The sequence below is a fragment of the Acidocella sp. genome, from assembly GCF_036489515.1.
Classification (GTDB): Bacteria; Pseudomonadota; Alphaproteobacteria; order Acetobacterales; family Acetobacteraceae; genus Acidocella.
The window spans coordinates 1-18,060 of record NZ_DASXFO010000024.1; the positions used below are offsets into that span (position 1 = coordinate 1).

An 18,060-nucleotide genomic window follows, 5' to 3' on the forward strand; every position below is an offset into this window, starting at 1 on the left:
CCTGGTCACCGACCTGAATTTTCGCTGGCGCCATGCGGACTGGCGCGGCCTTCCCTGGGCGGAAACCGTGATCTACGAGCTCCATGTCGGCGCCTATGGCGGGTTCGACGGGGTGACCGCGCAGCTGCCGCGCCTGGCCGCTCTCGGCGTCACCGCCATCGAGCTGATGCCGATCGCGGATTTTCCCGGCCGGCATAATTGGGGCTATGACGGCGTGCTGCCTTACGCGCCCGCTGCCGCCTATGGCAGCCCTGAGGCGCTGCACACCCTGATCGACACGGCGCACGGCCTCGGCCTGCAGGTGTTTCTCGACGTGGTGTACAATCATTTCGGCCCTGACGGGAATTATCTCAATGTCTACGCGAAATCCTTCTTCCGTGCCGACCAGCAGACACTCTGGGGACAGGCGATCGATTTCCGCCACCCCGAGGTACGGGATTTTTTCATCGGCAACGCGCTATACTGGCTGCGCGACTACCGTTTCGACGGGCTGCGCTTCGACGCCGTGCATGCCATCGGCGACTCTCCTTTCCTCCTGGAAATGGCTGAAACAATCCGTGCCGCATTGCCCGACCGGCACATCCATCTGATCCTGGAAAACGAGGACAACGACCCGGACCTGCTTCATGTTGCGGTGGAGGAGCAAAAATTCGACGCGCAATGGTCCGATGACTGGCATCATTGCGCGCATGTGCTGCTGACCCGCGAGGGGGAAGGCTATTACGAAGATTTCCAGTCCCCGGCGCAGCAGATGGCGCGCTGCCTGGCGGAAGGGTTCGCCTACCAGGGCGACCCGGCCCCCCATCATGGCGGCGAGCCGCGCGGCCGGCCCAGCACGCATCTGCCGTCCACTGCCTTCGTCATCTGCCTGCAGAATCACGACCAGATCGGCAACCGCGCATTCGGCGAGCGGCTGCGCCAACTGGCGCATCCCGCCGCTTTGCGCGCCGCCATCGCCCTGCTGCTGTTCACGCCGCAGATCCCCATGATCTTCATGGGCGAAGAGTTTGGCGAGACCCGGCCGTTTCTGTATTTTACCGACCACCACGATTAGCTCGGCCGGCAGGTGACCGCGGGGCGTCGCCAGGAGTTTTCGCGCTTCGCCGCGTTCCGCGACCCGGGCCGGCGAGAGGCGATCCCCGATCCGAACGCGGCCGCGACCTTCCAGGCCTCAATCCCGCAAGTCACGGAAAATGATTGGACCGCGCTCTACACCGACTGCCTGCGCCTGCGGCGGACCAGACTCTTGCCGCTGATGGAAGGCTGTGTGTCGGCCGGCGCCACCGCGCTCTCACCTCATGCGGTGCGCGCCGCCTGGCGCATGAATGACGGCAGTCTTCTCACGGTGGCGACGAATTTCGCCGCGGCACCTGCGCCCTGCGAAACTGTGGAGGGAGAGTTGCTCTACGGACCCGGCCTGGAGAACGGCATGCTGCCCGGCCTCGCCACCAGCCTCTGGCGACACGCATGAGCGCGGAAGCAAGGCTCGACAGCGATCAGCCATGACTCTTGCCACCACGCCCCGGGCGACCGCCCGGCTGCAGTTTTTCTCCGGCTTCACCCTCGACGATGCGGTGCCGATCGTGCCGTATCTGGCAGCCCTCGGTATCTCGCATCTCTACGCCTCGCCGCTGCTGAAAGCCCGCTTTGGCTCGACGCATTGCTATGACATCGTCGACCATAGCGAGATCAACCCGGAACTTGGCGGGATCGACGCGCTGCGGCGGTTGATGGCCGCGTTGCGCGCACAGAACATGGGGATGCTGCTGGACATCGTGCCCAACCATATGGGCGTCGGCGGCGCCGACAACGCCTGGTGGCTGGACGTTCTGGAATGGGGCCAGGCCAGCCGCTACGCGGAGTTTTTCGACATCGATTGGACCCCGCCCGACGTCTCGCTGACACACAAACTACTGGCGCCCTTCCTGGGTGCGGCTTATGGCGAGGTGCTGGAGTCCGGCGCGCTGCAGCTGAAATTGGGCGAGACAGGCGCGCTCTATGTCGAATATCACGAACACCATTTCCCGATTTCCGTGAGCAGCGCTGCGCTGGTGCTGCATAGCGAACCCGCCTGCAACGACATTTCCCATGCCTTTTCCGGCGCGGCGAGACGATCCGGCCGCAATATCGCGTATCAGGCGGCCGCCGAAGCCAAAGCGATGCTGGCGGCGTTCGCCAAAACCGGGGAAGGGGGGGAGGCGGTACAAAAATGTCTCGCCCGCTTCGATCCGATGCAGGACGATGGACGCCGCCGTCTGCACGAACTGCTGCAGCGCCAGAACTACCGCCTCGCCTGGTGGCGCGCCGCGGCGGATGAGATCAATTGGCGGCGCTTTTTCGATATCAACACTTTGGCCGGCATCCGCGTGGAGCAACCGCGCGTGTTTGACGCCACGCATGGGTTCCTGCTCCGCCTCTATGCCGAGGGGCTGATCGATGGTGTGCGCATCGACCATATTGACGGCCTCGCCGACCCGCGCGGCTATGCACGAAAGCTGCGCCGGGCGATGGAGAGCGCTGGCCAGAACCGTCCGCCCGAGGCGGCGAAGGGGCCACCTTATATCGTGGTGGAGAAAATTCTGAATGGCCGCGAACGGCTTGATGTCGATTGGCGCACCGACGGCACGACCGGCTACGATTTCATGGATCAGGTTGCAGCCGTGCTGCACGACCCGGCGGGCGAAACGCCTCTATCCGCGCTCTGGACCGCGACGACCGGCCGCACGTGCGATTTCACGCAGGAGGAGGAGCAGGCGCGGCGGCAAATTCTGCGTGACAATCTGGCGAGCGAATTGCAAGCCGCTTCCGCCGCCCTGCACCGCATTGCCCGGCGCGATCTCGCCACGCGCGACTATACGCTCACCGGCATCCGTCGAGGCCTCACGGAAATTCTCGTGCATTTTCCCGTCTATCGCATCTATGCCGGTCAGGCCGGGGCAAGTGAGACCGACATGCAGGTGATGGACCGGGCTTTCGCCGGCGCGCGGAAAAATTTTCGGGCGGCGGATGTGAAAATTCTCGACCTGTTGCGCCGCTGGCTGGTGGACGAGGTGCCCCGCGCGCTGCCGCCCGGCTCGCGCCGCGCGGAACGGCTGCGCGCTGCCGTGCGCTTCCAGCAACTTTCCGCACCTGTCGCCGCGAAATCGGTGGAGGATACCGCCTTCTACCGCTTCGGCCGGCTGCTCTCACGCAACGAGGTGGGGTCGAATCCCGGCCAGTTCGCGCTCAGCCCCGTCGGCTTCCACGCCGCCATGCTGGACCGATCCAAAAAATTCCTCGGCGCGCTGCTCGCCACCGCCACGCATGACCACAAACGCGGCGAGGACACGCGTGCCCGCCTCGCCGTGCTGTCGGAAATCCCCGAGGCGTGGGAGACGGCGATCACACGCTGGATGCGGCTCAACGCCATCATCCGCCAGGAGGCAGGGCCAAGCCCGGCGGATGAGCTGATGCTGTACCAGATGCTGGTCGCCGCCTGGCCGCTTGGCCTCACCGCTCAGGACAATGCGGGGCTCGAGGCGTTTACCCGGCGTGTTGCGTTCTGGTTCGAAAAAGCCATCCGCGAGGCGAAACTGGTCTCGGAATGGGCCGCGCCGAATGAGGAATACGAGACCGCGGCCAAAAATTTCCTTATTGGCACGGTCGACCCGTCGCGTCCGGTGTTGGGCGAAATCATCGGTTTTGCGGAACGCCTGGGGGCTCCCGGCGCGCTCAACGGCCTTGCTCAAACGCTGCTGCGCCTCACCGCGCCCGGCGTGCCGGATCTCTATCAGGGCGCGGAGTTCTGGGACCAGAGCCTGGTCGATCCGGATAACCGTCGGTCCGTGGATTTTTCCGCGCGCCAGATGGCACTGCAACAAAGCGCCGCCCCGGTGGAATTATTGCAAACCTGGCAGAGCGGCGCGGTGAAGCAGGCGGTAATTGCCCGCACCTTGGCGTTGCGCCGGGAATTGCCGACGCTGTTCGCCGCGGGCGATTACGCAAAACGGGAAGCCGAAGGTGCGATGGCCCCGCACATCCTCGCCTTCAGCCGCAGCGTTGGCGCGAGCCGGATCGTCGTCGCCGTGCCGCGCCTTGCGGCGAAGTTTCTGGACGACGCGCCTTTGCTGCCGGCGGCGGCCTGGGGCGATACCACGCTCACACTCCCCGGCGCGTTGTGGACGGATATTTTCAGCGGCATTCGCGTGACCGGGGCGACGATTCAAGCGAGGAGTCTTTTTTCCGACTTCCCCATCGCCCTGCTGCGATCACCATGACCAGCTACGGGACCGTATCGTGGTGACCGCCTGATCTGCGTGCGCCTCATTCGCGCCCCACAATATTTCAGGATAACGGGCGTCAAGCAGTGCTTTCAACAACGCCAGGCCGCGTGCGGAAATTTCAAACAGACGGGGGAGGAGATCCGCGACCGGAGCGTCGGCCTCCGGACGCCACGCATGGCGTGCGAGCTCGTCGGTAACGGCGCGCAAGGCGATTCCGCAGTAAATTGGATCGATGGCGGCCATCGTGTCACCTCCGATATGAACTGGTAATGGAAGCTTGACGGTAGAGATTAAAATGTGAGTACTTGCTCAATAGGTTTACTCGCGTTTCATCTCCCGCGGCGCATGGTGGGGAATTGCCTCGGAAACTTCCATCCCAGCGCCGCGCTGTGGCAACCGTCGAGGCGGCGGCTCATATTCTGGAGCAAGGCGGGTTCGATCATTATTCCACCAATGCCATCGCTGAGCGCGCCGGGGTCAGCATCGGGTCGCTGTATCAGTATTTCCCCAACAAGGATGCGATCACGCGGGCGCTGATCGCCCGGGAGACGAGGTTGCTGGTAGAAGCGGTTGCCGCCGTGCCGCAGGCCGCCGACTGGCAAGATGCCATGACCAACTTGATCCGGGCCGCCGTGGATCACCAGCTCCGGCGCCCCCGGCTCGCGCGGCTGATCGACATAGAGGAAAGCCGGCTGGGAGGGTTGGCATCAGATTTCGATACGGGTGCTGCGCCCACCGAACTCCTGCGTCCGGCGGTGGCGCGCGCGCCGCTCGGCCGTGACGATCATCTCGAGGAGATCATCGGCGATATTCTCATCATCACACGCGCACTCACCGATGCCGCAGGTGAGCGCCCCGACATCGATCGGGAAAATCTTGAACGCCGCATTCGCCGTGCGATTTTCGGGTATGTCACATTCAGCCCAGTTATGGACGCATGAATGAACGCGCGCTTTGGCCAGATGGAAACTACCCGTTAAAAAATTTGCGACGGACCCCTCAAGCCCGCCTTCAAAAAGCAGCTAGGATTTTGGCCCGCCGTGTAGAGAGAGTAAGGGACGTTGGCCGCTAATGTACTGGCCTGGTGGCATACCGAAGGCTTTCTTGAACATGATGATGAAGGCCGTCGTCGATTCATAGCCGAGTTCCAAGGCTACCTGCTGGACCGTGGCGCCACCTGACAGATTTCTCAGGGCAATGATGAGTTGCAGCTGCTGACGCCAGCGGCCGAAGGGCTGTCCTGTTTCTTTCATGACCAATCGATCAAAGGTCCTTTCGCTCATGGCGACGGTACTGGCCCATTCGGCGCGCGAACGACGGTCCCCTGGGTTTTCGATCAGCATATCGCAGACGGATCGTAGTTTCGGGTGAGACGACAATGGGAGGGATAGGCGTTCGACTGGTGTTCTGGCGAGTTGGTCGAGCAGGATCTCGCAGAATTGGGAATATCGCGTCGCGTTTGGAAACGAGTCTCTTTCGTCCGCCAGATAAATGATCATTTCGCGGACCAACGGGCTGATCGACAGAATGCAGCAGCGCTGCGGGAGCATGAGCGCTTCCGGCTCGGCAAACAGGAAGATGATTTTTGCATTTGGACTGGCCTGGTTACTGTGGGGAATGCCCCCCGGTATCCAGACGCTGGCCCCCGGCAAGACCACCAATAGCGCGTCGGAGACTCGACAAGTCACATTACCGTGCAACGCCAGGATGAGTTGTCCCTTTCGATGCTGGTGTATCGGTTGCTCGCTTTCTGCTCCCGCGAGATTTACGCGCAGGGCGACGACCGGTTCCACAGAGGCGTCGGGATCAAACTGGGGAAACGAACCCGCCAACGTGTTGCTATATGACATCGGTCTCTCCCATGACCAACCATGTCCCTGGTTATCGCACGATCATTTATCAGCACAACGCAAGTGTCAACGTCGATCGTTTTGTTTCCCATGATGTCGAAACCGGAGCGTGCGGAGTGGTTGGCAGGATTTTGAGATCGAATGGCAGTCGAAGAAAATGACAAGCCGACATTGGTGGACGATACTCTGTGCACGCTAACCACCATGGCTAAACGGTATGTAAAAGTCGTCGGCGGATGACGCGTTACTGACCACGCTTACTTGATGACCCAAGACTCGTCTGGGCCAGAATCCAGAAAAGGTTCCTAAAATGTCTACAGCTTCGAAACTACTGCCGGCCATCGCTCTGGTCGCCGCTCTGTCCCCGCTGGTTGCCCACGCACGCAGAGATCTGCAGCCCGGCCCGGCTCAGTATTATCTGGCCGCGCTGCCGCATCAGGACGCGCAAAACCTGTCTCACCTCGACCCAAATAATGCCGGGCTCCGCCACCCTCAGCAACCCGACGCGGCTGATTACGGAGCAAGCCGCCCAGCCATTGCGGGATAATGTCGCTTAAGCTTCGGTCGCAAACCACAATCGGATCCGTTTGCGATTTCCTTGGCGGCAATGCTGAAATTTGACGAAATATCGTTCGCGCTAAAAACGTTCCTCGGGGCGATAACGGCTTTGTATCTGGCCTTCTGGCTGGGGCTGGACAATCCGTATTGGGCGATGGCGACTGCCTATATCGTCGCCAATCCCCTCACCGGGCCGATGCGCTCGAAGGCGGTCTATCGTTTCATCGGCACGTTCACCGGCGGCACCGCCGCGGTGGCGCTGGTGCCGAACCTGGCCAATGCGCCGCTGCTGCTCAGCCTCGCTTTGTCCCTCTGGGTGGGGCTCTGCCTGTATCTCTCACTGCTCGACCGTACCCCTGGCAAGCCCCCGAGGACTGGTCCACTTCATATGTAGTTAATTCGATAGTTTTGGACTGTGGCTGATTTGAGCGAGGCCGCGTCTTTGAGCGCCGGTTGCGGCGCCGGCCATATCAATACCTCTGGTGCTGGCGGCCTATAGGCGAGCGATGAGTGAGGCCGGATTGTGTTGTATCGCTGGCGCCAGCCTTCGATCAGACCCCTGGCTTCCTGCAAGGTGTAGAATATTTCGCTGTTGAGGAATTCGTCCCGCAACCGGGCATTGAAGCTTTCGATATAGCCATTCTCCCAAGGGCTCCCTGGCGTGATATAGGCGGTCTGGGCTCCCACCGCGGCGATCCACGCCTGTACAGCCTTAGCGATGAACTCGGCCCCATTGTCTGAGCGGATATGCCCCGGCACGCCGCGCAGGATGAACAGATCGGAGAGAACATCGATGACATCGGTCGAATTCAACCGCCGGGCTACCCTCATCGCCAGTGCCTCGCGGCTGAATTCGTCGACGATGTTCAACATCCGGATCTTACGGCCGTCATGCGTGCGATCCTCGACAAAGTCATAGGACCAGACATGGTTGGGGCGCTCAGCACGGAGCCGAATGCACGAAGCCTCATTCAGCCAAAGCCGCGCCCGCTTCGGCCGCCGTTGCGGAACCTTGAGCCCTTCTCTACGCCAGATACGAGCAACGCGTTTCTTGTTAACGGCCCAGCCCAGCTGATGCAGCAGCGCCGTGATGCGCCAATATCCATAGCGGCCGTACTGCCGTGCCAATTCAATAATGTCGGTCGTCAGCGCAGCCTCGTCATCGGCAGTCTTTGGAAGCAAACGCTGTGTGGTGCGATGCTGCCCAATCACGCGGCACGCAAATCGCTCCGATACACCAAGCGTCTCAACAACGTGTTTGACACCAGCCCGGCGGCGCGTCGGGCTCAAAACTTTCCCGATGCGACCTCCTTCAGGACCAGCTTCTCCAGCGTCAGATCCGAGACCGCGCGCCGCAGCCGGGCATTCTCAGCCTCTAGCTCCTTCATGCGCTTCACTTGGTCAACCTTCAGCCCGCCATATTCTTGGCGCCATCGGTAGTACGTGGCGTCAGTCACACCAATCGACCGGATCGCATCAATCGCCGACTTGCCCTGTGAGGTCAAAACCCCGACCTGACGAAGCTTCGCAATGATCTCCTCAGGTTTGTAAATCTTCCGCGGCATCTGACACCTCCACCAAAAAACCACAACAATGGTGGACCAGTTCTAGGGGGTTGGACCAGCCGATTTACCGGGCAAGTTGCCAGCCGGTTACGCCCGGGTGATGCGCTTGAGGTCGAGATGCCGCTTGGTTCTTTCCTTTATCGTGCGGAGGACGATCGTCCCATTCTCATGGTGGCCACCGGTACCGGAATTGCCCCGATCAAGGCCATCGCAGAATCGCTGCTCGAAGACAGTTGGAGGCCGCCCATCGTCCTTTATTGGGGAATTCGAACCGAGGAGGATATCTTCCTTGGTCAGGTTTTCGAAGAATGGGAGAAACGTTCCGAGGCATTTCGCTATGTGCCGGTCCTCTCGCGACCGCGGAGCGATTGGGTGGGACGAAGAGGATATGTGCAGGATGCCGTGCTCGCGGACATCCCGGATCTTTCGGAGTACAGCACCTATCTCTGTGGAGCGCCGGCAATTATTGTCGATGCAAAACAGAAATTTCTGGCACGCGGTGCTTCTTCTTCGAATTTTTATGTCGAAGGATTTACCCCCGGCGCATCCAAGCTGACCCAAGAATAAAGACGACAAAAGAGCGGCGTGAGTCAAGCGCCCAACAAAGGTGAGTGATAAAAGTCACTTCAACAAAGGAACTTCCTATGACGACTGAAGTTATGCTGACTCCAGCCCATTGGGTTTATCTTGCCGGCGTCCTGGCTGTTATCATATCGATGGCCTACCGAACAAACCCGGTTGCGCCCGCGATGTTGGGCACGTTTGCCACCGCTTTTGCCATGACCGGAAGCGTTCCGACGGCGCTGGAGGCGCTGTTTTTGGGGCCGCTAACGGCAGCGCGCGCGTTGTTTAATATTTTTCTGGTCATTGCTCTGATGGTGGCCCTCATGAACGCGCTGCAGCGGTTGCAGGCAGATGTGCGTATGGTTCGACCATTCCAACGGGTGATGAAAAATGGTCACACCGGGTTCTTCGTTCTGGCGTCCGTCAGTTATGTTCTCTCGCTGTTTTTCTGGCCAACGCCGTCCGTTCCGCTGATCGCCGGTGTCCTTTTGCCGGCCGCGATTTATGCCGGTGTAAGACCCATGGCGGCGGCGCTCTGCATTGCCGTTGCAGGGCTCGGCTCGGCGCTGTCGCCCGACTATGTCCTCAAGGTAGGGCCGGGTTTGACGGCAAAGACAGCCGGGGTACCCATGACCGACGTTGCGGATAAAGGGCTCATCCTATCGATCATCAGCGGCACCGTCGCGTTGACGATTGTCTACCTGCGCGTGCGCAAAACGATGTTGGTTCCCGGCGTTGAAAATCTGCAACGCTGGGAAGACACGGAGGTAAGTGGGACGGCGGCGGTTTCGCGGCCACAGCGCCAAATTTGGAATTGGGGGCGGGCACTTCGGTTCTTCTCGATTCGTCAGGCCAAGAAGGACGAATTTGCTCTCGCATTTGCCCCCGCATCTGTCGTTATATCTTCTGACGAAACGTTTCCAACGAGTTCGCCTGAAGTGCCTGCCGCCCATGCTGCGCCGAGAGTCGAACGGCCAGCGGCGCCCAAAGCCCCCGCCGTCTCGCTCACATCCGTTCAGATCGCTTGGTCGAAGATCTTCGCGGTTCTAACGCCACTGGCGTTTTTGGGCATCGTCGTTTTCATGGTTCTGCCAAGGATATTGCCCGGTTTCAAAGGTGTTGGCGGAGACGCAGCGGCAGCTTTGGTCGGAGGGGTCGCAGCTCTTCTGATGATTTTCGCGAGCGCGGCGTTCGATTATCGTTCACTTTGCCGGAGCGCTTCAGAGCGTATCACCGAAGGCTTTGTGTTCTCTTTTCGAGCCATGAGTTCGATGCCGATTATCGCTGGATTTTTCTTCATCGGCGTCGGTAACTTGGCGGGACCGATCATTGGCTTGCCTCCAGGAACGCACGCTCCGGCACTCCTGGCCGAATTGGTTCAAGCCGGAGCTCAGTGGATTCCGCATAATTCGATTTTTCTCAGCTTCGGGATCTTGATCAGCGGTATGGTGACAGGAATCGACGGATCGGGTTTCGCCGGCTTGCCGCTGGCTGGTGCTCTCGCCGGGGCCCTTGGTCGCACAGCGCATGAGAATGTGTCGGCCTTGGCGGCTGTCGGTCAGATGGGTTCGGTGTGGACCGGAAAAACATTGACGGGTTGGTCGGCTTTGGCTGCCGTGGCGGGATTTGCACGTGTTCCGGTGCTGGAGGCAGTTAGACAATTGTGGCTTCCGGTGACGCTCGGACTCTTTGCGGCGGCAATGTTTGCCGCTCTCCGAACCTCGAAAGCGGTCGCTTTTTGAAAAAAGCGACGCAAAAACTTTTGCTATGCTGGGTCATGGGCGTTGTCCCCGACAAAGCCCATGACCCAGATTAAAAAAGTTTTTTTGCTTCTTTTTGTTCACAAAAAGAAGCCTTCTTTTTCGCTTCGTTAAGGCGACAGACCCGCCCGTAGAGTGGATCTGTCGCGCGATCTTCAGTGACCCAGATGCTTGTCCAGGAAGGCGCTCAGTTCCGTGAAGGCCTGCCGGTCCTCAGGAATGCGGTCACTGATGGTGAACTGGAAGTGGGACATGCCCTCGAACACCAGCAGGTCCGCGTGCACCCCGGACTGAAGCAGCTTCTGATGGGTACGGACCGTATTGCTCAGCAGCAGATCACGCGTGCCGGTGAGCAGAATGGTCGGTGGGAAGCCGTGGAAATCGCCATTGAGCGGCGAGATCATCGGGTCGGCCAGGTCATGTCCGTGCGCGTAGAATACGGTTGCAGATTCACAGAAGCCGGTCGGCGACACCAGAACGTTGTCGACCAGGGCGTTGGTCTGGCCGGAATCGCCCCAATACACATCATCGGCCATCGGGGTGTTCACGTCGATGGCGCCCGGCATCGGCAGGTGCTGCTGCTTGGCCTGCAGCATCATTTCCAGCGTGAGCGCGCCGCCGGCGGAGCCGCCGAACACGCCGATATTCTGCGGCTTCTCCATCTTCAGGGCAGCCTTGTAGACGGTCATCGCGTCATCGAGCGCGGCCGGGAAATAGGCCGTGGGCGGCATCCGGTAGTCGACGGAAATGACCGGGATGTGGCTGAAGCCGGCCATCAGCACGGCCTCCGGCAGCGCCGCCTCGCCGGGGTTCAGCACGTAGCAGCCGCCATGGACATGGACGAGCAGGCGATGGGCGTCGCGCGCCGGGATGACATCAGGGGTGACGCGATAGACGTGCACGCCATCGATCGTGCCCTGCGTGATCGTGACGTGCAGCCGCTTGGCCATCGGCTCGACCACCGCGGTGGCGGCGGCGGCTTCGGCGTCCGCCATCTGCTTCCAGCCCTGGGGTGTGGTCGGCGGCGTATTCCAGCCGCGGCGCAGCGGCTGAGCAATAACGGCCTGCAGCTGCGGGCTGACATCGGTTGGAACGGGGATGACTTTCGCGGGTTCGTCGCGCGGTGCCAGGGTCGTCTGTGCCATGGCGGCGGGGGCGAGGAGCATAAAAGCCGCCGCGGCAAATGCGCGGGCTGCATCTCGTTTGTGCATCAAAGTCTCTCTTTGTCTATCTTGATTTAATTTACAACGTCGCATGGCATCGCATGGAATGTTCCACGCGGCGTGTCTCAATAGCGAACGTTATTCCGGGTTTCCTAACGTGCTTGCAGCATGCGCTGCCGTCCCCAAACCGCCATCCGCGAGGATCTTTACTTCGGGGAAAGCAGGACATCGTAGCCTCATTAGAAATCAGGCCGAAAAGCGTCGGCCTGCCGAAGCTTGCAGCATGCGTGGCAGGGACGAGGCACCCAAACCGACGCATAACTGCCATCGCGTTTAATCAATACTATTTATTGATTAAACAATCTCTTTGTGGCTTCGGCTGGGCGGGGGAAGGGCAGGAAGGCTTCTTTTTGTGAACAAAAAGAAGCAAAAAAACTTTATTAATCTAAGCTATGGGCGTTGTCAGCGACAACGCCCATAGCCCAGCATAACCAAAAATTTTTGCGCCGCTTTTTTTAAAAAGCGGCCGCTTTCTGTTACTTTGCTGTCTCGCTCGCCAGTGGCACACGGCGGCCTGCGGTCGCCGCGCTCACGACCGTAAGCACGATGACGTTGACGAGCAGTGCGATGATGCCGACGTTGAGGTCCTTTACCACGTCCGGCAAGCCTGGCAGCAGGCCGCCGATGGTCTGATGCGTCAGTGTCAAATACACCACAGTGCCGACACCGGCGAGGATGCCGACGAACGCGCCCTCCTTGGTCGCCGGGTTGCGCCGCAGCAGGCTGCAAACCAGCGCCGGGAAAAACTGCGTGACGAAGTTGTACCCCATCAGCAGCAATGCGACGATGGTGCTATTCCCGGCAATGGCGAAATAACAGCCGATAATGGCCACGACCGGCACCAAAAATTTTGCCTGGCGCACGGTCGTCTCATCGCTCTGGCCACCCCTCAGCATGGCGATGACATTGCGGGAGAACAGCGTCGCAGCGCTCATCATGATCAGCGAGCCTGGCACCAGAGCGGTGAGCACGCCGGTCGCGCCGACGACACCGACCATCCATGGCGGGAAGGTGGCGACAGTGATCTTCAGCAGCGCCATGTTGGTCGCCGCCCCTTTCAGCCCCGGCACCACCAGCACCGCGGTGAAGCCGACGAAGAACACGAACAGCATCACCAGCTGATAGATCGGCAGCACGATCGCGTTTTTGCGGAACACCGAGGCGTCGCGCGCGGTGAAGCAGGCGCCGAGGCTATGTGGCCACATGAAGAAGCCGAGCGCCGTGAGCAGCGAGGTGGAGACGAACCAAGATAGGCTCTGCCCATGCGCGGCAAAAGCGAGAAAGCCTGGCTTCGCCGTGTTCACCGCGGCGAACAGATTGCCGAGTCCGCCGTAATAATGAATCGGCAGATAGAAGCCGAGGAACGCCGCGACGCTGATGATCATGATATCTTTGACAATCGCGGTCCAGGCGGAACCGCGAATGCCGGAGATGATCACGTAGAGCGTGACCACCGCCGCACCGATGATGATGGCGACCGGCTTTGGCACCGCATCATAGCTCGCCGCCTGCACGATGACTCCAAGGCCGGTGAATTGCAGGACGAGATAGGGCACCAGCGCGATGACGCCGACCAGCGCCACCAACAAACCGAGCACGGGGCTATTGTATTTATGGGCGAAGAAATCCGGCTGCGAGATCAGCGCATGGCTGCGCGCGTAGGCCCAGATCTTCGGCAGCATGAAATAGGAGATCACATAGGCCAGCGTGCCGTAGACGAGAATATAATAGGCTGGCGCACCGAAGCCATAGGAATAACCCGAGGCGCCGAGAAAGGTGAAAGTGGTGTAAATCTCGCCCGCGAGCAGAATGAACACCAGTACCACGCCGAAATGACGCCCGCCGACCGTCCATTGCTCCAGATTCATCTCGTTTTTGGAACGTGCGACGATGCCAAGCACCAGCGCAAAAACAGTCATAATTCCGATCAGAAGCAGAGCGATGTTCATCGTGCGTTCTCCTCGCCGGGCAAAGGTACCGGATCAAGCCAATAAATCACCGCCATGATCGCCGAGGTGAGCAACACCCAGATCACGATCCAGGCGAGAACGAACGGCAGGCCAAGAATGAAGGGGGTCGCGCTGTTATGTAGAATTGGACCTACAAACATGCCGATGAAGGGAACGACAGCAAGCCAACGGATATGCTTCATGAAACCTCTCATTGTAACAGCCGGCGCGAAACAGGTATGATCTCGGAATGGACTGTCAGGAAGCATACCCTTCCAAGAGGTGGAGGCAAGGTGTTTTGATGCTTTCTTTTGCACTTTTTTGACATTGTCCACCCGAGGAAAATGGCCGCTTTTTTGATCAAAAGCGGCGCAAAAACTGTGCTTTTCTGGGCTGGAGGCCCTGAAACCAGAACGGCCCAACGGAGCCTTCCCCTGCGCTTGGCAGAGCGGGTTCCGTCGCTTGCCGTCATTGCACTTTACGGAGCAACAATCTGCTGCGACATTATCATGCGATAAAGAGGAAACAAATGAGCCCAACAGCACGCAGCTTGACCTCGCCGCTCGTGATGCGCAGCAAATTATTCGTGCCCGCCTCGAGACCTGAATTGTTCCGGAAAGCCTTGGCGTCTGACGCGGACGCTATCTCGTTCGACCTCGAGGATGCCGTCGTGCCTGGGCGCCGGGAAGAAGCCCGCGTGACGCTGCGCGCCTGCCTGGAGGAGATCGGTGATTCCACGGGCAAAGTCATCATCGTGCGCGTGAACGAGGTCGGATCGCCGGACTTCGCCAAAGACATTGCAGCACTCACCGTTCCTGCGGTTCATCTCATTAACCTGCCCAAAGTTGAGGCACCCGAAACGATCCGCGCCGCGGTGGCGGCCTGTGATGAGGTCCTGGGCGCCGGCGCATCGGTGCAGTTCCTCGTCAACATTGAAACGCCGAAAGCCTTGCGTGAAGCGCCCGCGCTGGCGGCTGCGCATCCGCGCGTTATGGGGCTCCAGATCGGCTACGCCGATCTGCTCGAGCCGTGCGGCATCGACCGCGGCGATGCGGCGGCGCTCGCCTATATCCGGATGGCCGTCCGAATGGCCGCAGCCGAGGCCGGCGTCGCCGCTTATGACGGCGTCTATGCCGCCGTGAAAGATCCCGAGGGATTTCAGGCCGAATGCGTAGCGGCGCGGCGGCACGGCCTGGCGGGCAAGAGCTGCATCCATCCGAGCCAGATCGCCATCGCGAATGCGGCCTTCACGCCAACGCAAGACGAGATTGCCCAGGCCACGCGGATCATCGCCGCCGCCGAGGCTGCGGAGGCCGAGGGCAGGGGCGCCTGCCTGGTCGACGGCCACATGATCGATCCTCCATTCCTGATCCGCGCCCGTGCCACGCTGGCCGTCGCCCGCCGGACGCCAGGTGCCTCTCGCAGCATGGGTGAGGCATGACAGACCTAGAGAAGCGCAGTTACGCGCCCGCAGCCAAAGGCCCCCTGGAGGGTGTTCGCGTGCTCGATCTCTCACGGCTTTTCGCGGGGAACGTGTTGACCCAGATCCTGGGCGATTACGGCGCTGATGTCATCAAGGTCGAACCGCCCGAGGGCGACACATTGCGCGCGTGGAAGACCAATGGGATCGACACCCACTGGAAGATCTACGCACGAAACAAGCGCAGTGTGTGTCTTAATCTTCGTGATCCGCGCGCCGCGCCGCTCGTGCTGAAGCTGGCTGCGACTGCCGCCATATTCGTGGAGAGCTTTCGTCCGGGCGTTCTCGAAGAGATGGGGCTGTCGCCGGCGGCATTGCTCGAAGCCAATCCCCGTCTCGTGATCGTGCGCATCTCCGGCTGGGGGCAAGACGGCCCCTATGCGCGGCGTCCCGGGTTCGGGACGCTCATCGAGGGAATGTCCGGCTTTGCCTCCATGAACGGTTTCAGCGATCGCGAACCTGTGCTCCCGCCGATGTATCTGGCTGATGCGGTCGCCGGCCTTTATGGTGCACCCGCGGTGATGATCGCGCTGCGCGAGGTCGAGCTTCGGGGGGGCGTCGGCCAAGTGATCGACCTGCCTCTGCTCGACCCGTTATTCGCGCTGCTTGGTCCACAGGTGGCGAACTACCGGCTGAGCGGCGAGGTGAAGAAGCGCACCGGCAGCCGTTCGACCAATTCGGCGCCACGCAACGCCTATCGCTGCAGCGATGGGCGGTATGTCTGCCTGTCCGCCTCCATCCAGAAGATGGCCGAGCGGCTCTTCTCTGCGATCGGGCGCCCGGAGCTGGGTGACGATCCGCGCTTTCGGACGAACGCGGCGCGCCTCGAGAATGCCGATGTCCTTGATGCGGTCATAGGCGACTTCATCGCCCAGCGTACGCAAACTGAAAACGTTGCGTTCTTCGAGCGCGCGAATGTCACGATTGGCCCGATCTACGATGCCAGCCAGATCGTCACCGATCCGCACGTCATCGCACGGGAGCTCGTCGCGGATTATCCGGATGAGGATATGGGATACCTGCCGATGCATCACGTCGTTCCTCGGCTCGACATGACGCCGGGCTCGATCCGGACGGCGGCGCCCATGCTCGGGGCACACACAAGCGAGGTACTGAGAGCTTCCGGCATCGACGCCGCGACTTTTGCCGAGTTTGTATCGACGGGGTTGGCGATAGACGCCGCACCTGCGGCGTGAAGTAAGGCTACTTTTTGTGAACAAAAAGTAGCAAAAAAACTTTGCTAATCTGGGTCATGGGCGTTGTCGGCGACGTTGCCCGTGGCCCAGCATAATAAAAATTTTTGCGCCGCTTTTTTTAAAAAGCGGCCGCTTTCTTCTCTAACAGGAGGAATAACGCATGCCGGCGAATGTACCAGACGCACCGCTCGTCATAAGCGAGATTGGCAGCCGGCATATCGGCGGCCGCGTCGTCACGCTCACAGGCCTGCCCAAGCGGGGGCGCATCAGCACGCCGGGGGCTTCGGTCCACCCGATCGATCCGAACGGCGAGATCGTCGTGGGCCAGCTCTACGCCCAATATGTCCGGCTCGCCGCGCCGCGCAGCCCGCATCCGTTGCTGATGTGGCACGGTGGCGGCATGAGCGGCGTGACCTGGGAAACCACGTCGGATGGCAGGCCGGGCTGGCAAATGGCCTTCCTCCGCGCGGGTTTTGACGTGTGGGTCTCCGATGCCGTCGAACGCGGCCGCGCCGGCTGGGCGCCCTATCCGGAGGTCTACCCGGAAGCGCCCTATTTCCGTACCGGCCGCGAAGCTTGGGAGGAGATCTTCCGCTTCGGCCCGCCTGGCTCCTGGCACGCCGATCCGCAGCACCGCCGCCCCTATGCCGATCTACGCTTCCCCGTAGCGGGGATGGACAACTTCATGGCCCAGTTCGTCCCGCGCTGGGCGACGAACGACGCCCTCACCCAATCCGCTTATGACGCGCTGGTCGGCGAATTGGACAGCGCGATCATCCTCACCCACAGCCAGGGCGGCAATTTCGGCTTTCGCGCCGCATGCGCGGCCCCAGGGCGCATCAAGGCGGTGATCTCCCTGGAGCCGTCGGGCGCACCCGACCCCGAGCACACGGACGCCGTCCCGCTGCGTGGCATCCCGCATCTGTTCCTCTGGGGCGACTATCTCGACCGCCATTCCTTCTGGGTGGACGCGGTGCCCAAGGTTCGGCGCTGGGCGGAGGCGCTGCGTGCCGCCGGCGGCACCGCGGATTGGGTCGACCTTCCAGCGCTCGGCATTCACGGCAACAGCCACGCCCTTATGGCGGATGATAATAGTGATATCATCGCAGGCATCGTGCTGGACTGGTTGAGAGGGCAGGGGCTTGTCTGAAGGAAAGTAGCCGCTTTTTAAAAAAAGCGGCGCAAAAACTTTTGTTTATGCTGGGCCTGAGGCGTTGTCGCCGACAACGCCTCAGGCCCAGCATAACAAAAGTTTTTTGCTACTTTTTGTTCACAAAAAGTAGCCTTCCTTTTTACTTATAAACGAACGGCACCTGCATCTCTTCCCCGAGCTTCGTCAGGTCCGCGATCGTATCTTGCGGCAGCTTCAGGCCTTCGGCGCGGTGGCGCTGGTCGTTCCGCGCCTCGATCTCGCCCGGATAGAAGACTTCCTCCGCGCCCTTGGCCAGCTTGGCGCCCTTGAGGCCGGCGATCATCGCCTCCATCCTGGCGTTGAAGCCGTCGAGCGGTTGAAACACCTCGACATTGAGGGCGATCAGCAGATGGCCGGCGCCGCTGCGTTTGTCCGGCTGGTAGGGGCCGGCGACGCCGGGGCCGAATTCGCTGGCGCTCAGGACGCCCGACAGCACGTCCATGACGACCGAGATGGCATAG

General features: G+C 60.8%; 18 protein-coding genes. 11 read left to right on the top strand and 7 right to left on the bottom strand.

Annotated features, from left to right (window positions below):
- The 3 genes from VGG47_RS03335 to treY form a co-directional block, all read left to right on the top strand.
- Positions 1-1,054, top strand: a 1,054-nt coding sequence (locus VGG47_RS03335; RefSeq protein ID WP_331535447.1) for an alpha-amylase family glycosyl hydrolase, incomplete at its 5' end; no start/stop codon positions are given.
- A gap of 12 nt (positions 1,055-1,066) precedes the next feature.
- Positions 1,067-1,471: a DUF3459 domain-containing protein gene (locus VGG47_RS03340; RefSeq protein ID WP_331535448.1), complete on the top strand. Its 405-nt coding sequence runs from the start codon at positions 1,067-1,069 to the stop codon at positions 1,469-1,471.
- Positions 1,472-1,502: 31 nt separating this feature from the next.
- Positions 1,503-4,256 (top strand): malto-oligosyltrehalose synthase, encoded by a 2,754-nt coding sequence (gene treY / locus VGG47_RS03345; protein WP_331535449.1) that lies wholly within the window; start codon positions 1,503-1,505, stop codon positions 4,254-4,256.
- Here treY and VGG47_RS03350 read toward each other — a convergent pair.
- Positions 4,248-4,505 carry a hypothetical protein gene (locus VGG47_RS03350; protein ID WP_331535450.1) on the bottom strand — a complete coding sequence of 86 codons (258 nt, stop codon included), beginning with the start codon at positions 4,503-4,505 and terminating at the stop codon, positions 4,248-4,250. The two genes, treY and VGG47_RS03350, sit on opposite strands and share 9 nt — an antisense overlap.
- A 146-nt stretch (positions 4,506-4,651) precedes the next feature.
- Between VGG47_RS03350 and VGG47_RS03355 the strand changes: the two genes are divergently transcribed.
- Entirely contained in the window at positions 4,652-5,203 is a 552-nt protein-coding gene (locus VGG47_RS03355; protein ID WP_331535451.1) for a TetR/AcrR family transcriptional regulator, read from the top strand.
- An 81-nt stretch (positions 5,204-5,284) separates the two neighbouring features.
- Here VGG47_RS03355 and VGG47_RS03360 read toward each other — a convergent pair whose 3' ends face one another.
- Positions 5,285-6,112 carry an AraC family transcriptional regulator gene (locus VGG47_RS03360; protein WP_331535452.1) on the bottom strand — a complete coding sequence of 276 codons (828 nt, stop codon included), beginning with the start codon at positions 6,110-6,112 and terminating at the stop codon, positions 5,285-5,287.
- Between the two features lie 310 nt (positions 6,113-6,422).
- On the opposite strand from VGG47_RS03360, the gene VGG47_RS03365 reads away from it, so the two are divergent.
- Both VGG47_RS03365 and VGG47_RS03370 read left to right on the top strand, forming a co-directional pair.
- Positions 6,423-6,659 carry a hypothetical protein gene (locus VGG47_RS03365; RefSeq protein WP_331535453.1) on the top strand — a complete coding sequence of 79 codons (237 nt, stop codon included), beginning with the start codon at positions 6,423-6,425 and terminating at the stop codon, positions 6,657-6,659.
- A 60-nt stretch (positions 6,660-6,719) separates the two neighbouring features.
- Positions 6,720-7,064 (top strand): FUSC family protein, encoded by a 345-nt coding sequence (locus tag VGG47_RS03370; protein WP_331535454.1) that lies wholly within the window; start codon positions 6,720-6,722, stop codon positions 7,062-7,064.
- Here VGG47_RS03370 and VGG47_RS03375 read toward each other — a convergent pair.
- Positions 7,055-8,235, bottom strand: a protein-coding gene (locus tag VGG47_RS03375) for an IS3 family transposase (protein ID WP_408841427.1) whose coding sequence is annotated in 2 segments (ribosomal slippage) — positions 7,055-7,962 and positions 7,962-8,235 — 1,182 coding nt in all. Because the reading frame shifts where the segments join, the coding sequence is not laid out codon by codon here. The two genes, VGG47_RS03370 and VGG47_RS03375, sit on opposite strands and share 10 nt — an antisense overlap.
- 117 nt (positions 8,236-8,352) lie before the next feature.
- Between VGG47_RS03375 and VGG47_RS03380 the strand changes: the two genes are divergently transcribed.
- Entirely contained in the window at positions 8,353-8,802 is a 450-nt protein-coding gene (locus VGG47_RS03380) for a hypothetical protein (protein WP_331535456.1), read from the top strand.
- Between the two features lie 77 nt (positions 8,803-8,879).
- Positions 8,880-10,541 (top strand): hypothetical protein, encoded by a 1,662-nt coding sequence (locus VGG47_RS03385; protein ID WP_331535457.1) that lies wholly within the window; start codon positions 8,880-8,882, stop codon positions 10,539-10,541.
- A 173-nt stretch (positions 10,542-10,714) separates the two neighbouring features.
- Here the strand turns inward: VGG47_RS03385 and VGG47_RS03390 are convergent, their stop codons facing one another.
- From VGG47_RS03390 to VGG47_RS03400, 3 genes are all read right to left on the bottom strand, one after another.
- The gene (locus tag VGG47_RS03390) at positions 10,715-11,725 is read right to left on the bottom strand and encodes an alpha/beta hydrolase (protein WP_331535458.1); all 1,011 of its coding nucleotides are present in this window, start codon (positions 11,723-11,725) and stop codon (positions 10,715-10,717) included.
- 533 nt (positions 11,726-12,258) lie between these two features.
- Positions 12,259-13,731, bottom strand: a complete 1,473-nt coding sequence (locus tag VGG47_RS03395) for a sodium:solute symporter family protein (protein ID WP_331535459.1) — start codon at positions 13,729-13,731, stop codon at positions 12,259-12,261.
- Positions 13,728-13,934, bottom strand: coding sequence for a DUF3311 domain-containing protein (locus VGG47_RS03400; RefSeq protein ID WP_331535460.1), 207 nt, complete (start codon positions 13,932-13,934; stop codon positions 13,728-13,730). The genes VGG47_RS03395 and VGG47_RS03400 overlap by 4 nt, the downstream gene beginning before the upstream one ends.
- A 326-nt stretch (positions 13,935-14,260) precedes the next feature.
- Between VGG47_RS03400 and VGG47_RS03405 the strand changes: the two genes are divergently transcribed.
- The 3 genes from VGG47_RS03405 (at position 14,261) to VGG47_RS03415 (ending at position 17,557) form a co-directional block, all read left to right on the top strand.
- Positions 14,261-15,172 carry an HpcH/HpaI aldolase/citrate lyase family protein gene (locus VGG47_RS03405; protein ID WP_331535461.1) on the top strand — a complete coding sequence of 304 codons (912 nt, stop codon included), beginning with the start codon at positions 14,261-14,263 and terminating at the stop codon, positions 15,170-15,172.
- The gene (locus VGG47_RS03410) at positions 15,169-16,407 is read left to right on the top strand and encodes a CaiB/BaiF CoA transferase family protein (RefSeq protein WP_331535462.1); all 1,239 of its coding nucleotides are present in this window, start codon (positions 15,169-15,171) and stop codon (positions 16,405-16,407) included. Before VGG47_RS03405 ends, VGG47_RS03410 begins: the two co-directional genes overlap by 4 nt.
- Before the next feature lie 160 nt (positions 16,408-16,567).
- A complete protein-coding gene (locus VGG47_RS03415; protein ID WP_331535463.1) occupies positions 16,568-17,557 on the top strand; it encodes an esterase in 990 nt (329 codons plus the stop codon).
- Positions 17,558-17,699: 142 nt separating this feature from the next.
- Here the strand turns inward: VGG47_RS03415 and VGG47_RS03420 are convergent.
- Positions 17,700-18,060, bottom strand: a 361-nt coding sequence (locus VGG47_RS03420; protein ID WP_331535464.1) for an Ldh family oxidoreductase, incomplete at its 5' end; no start/stop codon positions are given.

Excerpts from the sequence above, each read along its gene's own strand:
- VGG47_RS03385 (WP_331535457.1), top strand. The coding sequence starts at position 8,880 with ATGACGACTGAAGTTATGCTGACTCCAGCCCATTGGGTTTATCTTGCC.
- VGG47_RS03350 (WP_331535450.1), bottom strand. The coding sequence starts at position 4,505 with ATGGCCGCCATCGATCCAATTTACTGCGGAATCGCCTTGCGCGCCGTT.
- VGG47_RS03380 (WP_331535456.1), top strand. The coding sequence starts at position 8,353 with ATGCCGCTTGGTTCTTTCCTTTATCGTGCGGAGGACGATCGTCCCATT.
- VGG47_RS03390 (WP_331535458.1), bottom strand. The coding sequence starts at position 11,725 with ATGCTCCTCGCCCCCGCCGCCATGGCACAGACGACCCTGGCACCGCGC.
- VGG47_RS03370 (WP_331535454.1), top strand. The coding sequence starts at position 6,720 with ATGCTGAAATTTGACGAAATATCGTTCGCGCTAAAAACGTTCCTCGGG.
- treY (WP_331535449.1), top strand. The coding sequence starts at position 1,503 with ATGACTCTTGCCACCACGCCCCGGGCGACCGCCCGGCTGCAGTTTTTC.
- VGG47_RS03405 (WP_331535461.1), top strand. The coding sequence starts at position 14,261 with ATGAGCCCAACAGCACGCAGCTTGACCTCGCCGCTCGTGATGCGCAGC.
- VGG47_RS03415 (WP_331535463.1), top strand. The coding sequence starts at position 16,568 with ATGCCGGCGAATGTACCAGACGCACCGCTCGTCATAAGCGAGATTGGC.
- VGG47_RS03360 (WP_331535452.1), bottom strand. The coding sequence starts at position 6,112 with ATGTCATATAGCAACACGTTGGCGGGTTCGTTTCCCCAGTTTGATCCC.
- VGG47_RS03365 (WP_331535453.1), top strand. The coding sequence starts at position 6,423 with ATGTCTACAGCTTCGAAACTACTGCCGGCCATCGCTCTGGTCGCCGCT.
- VGG47_RS03395 (WP_331535459.1), bottom strand. The coding sequence starts at position 13,731 with ATGAACATCGCTCTGCTTCTGATCGGAATTATGACTGTTTTTGCGCTG.
- VGG47_RS03400 (WP_331535460.1), bottom strand. The coding sequence starts at position 13,934 with ATGAAGCATATCCGTTGGCTTGCTGTCGTTCCCTTCATCGGCATGTTT.
- VGG47_RS03410 (WP_331535462.1), top strand. The coding sequence starts at position 15,169 with ATGACAGACCTAGAGAAGCGCAGTTACGCGCCCGCAGCCAAAGGCCCC.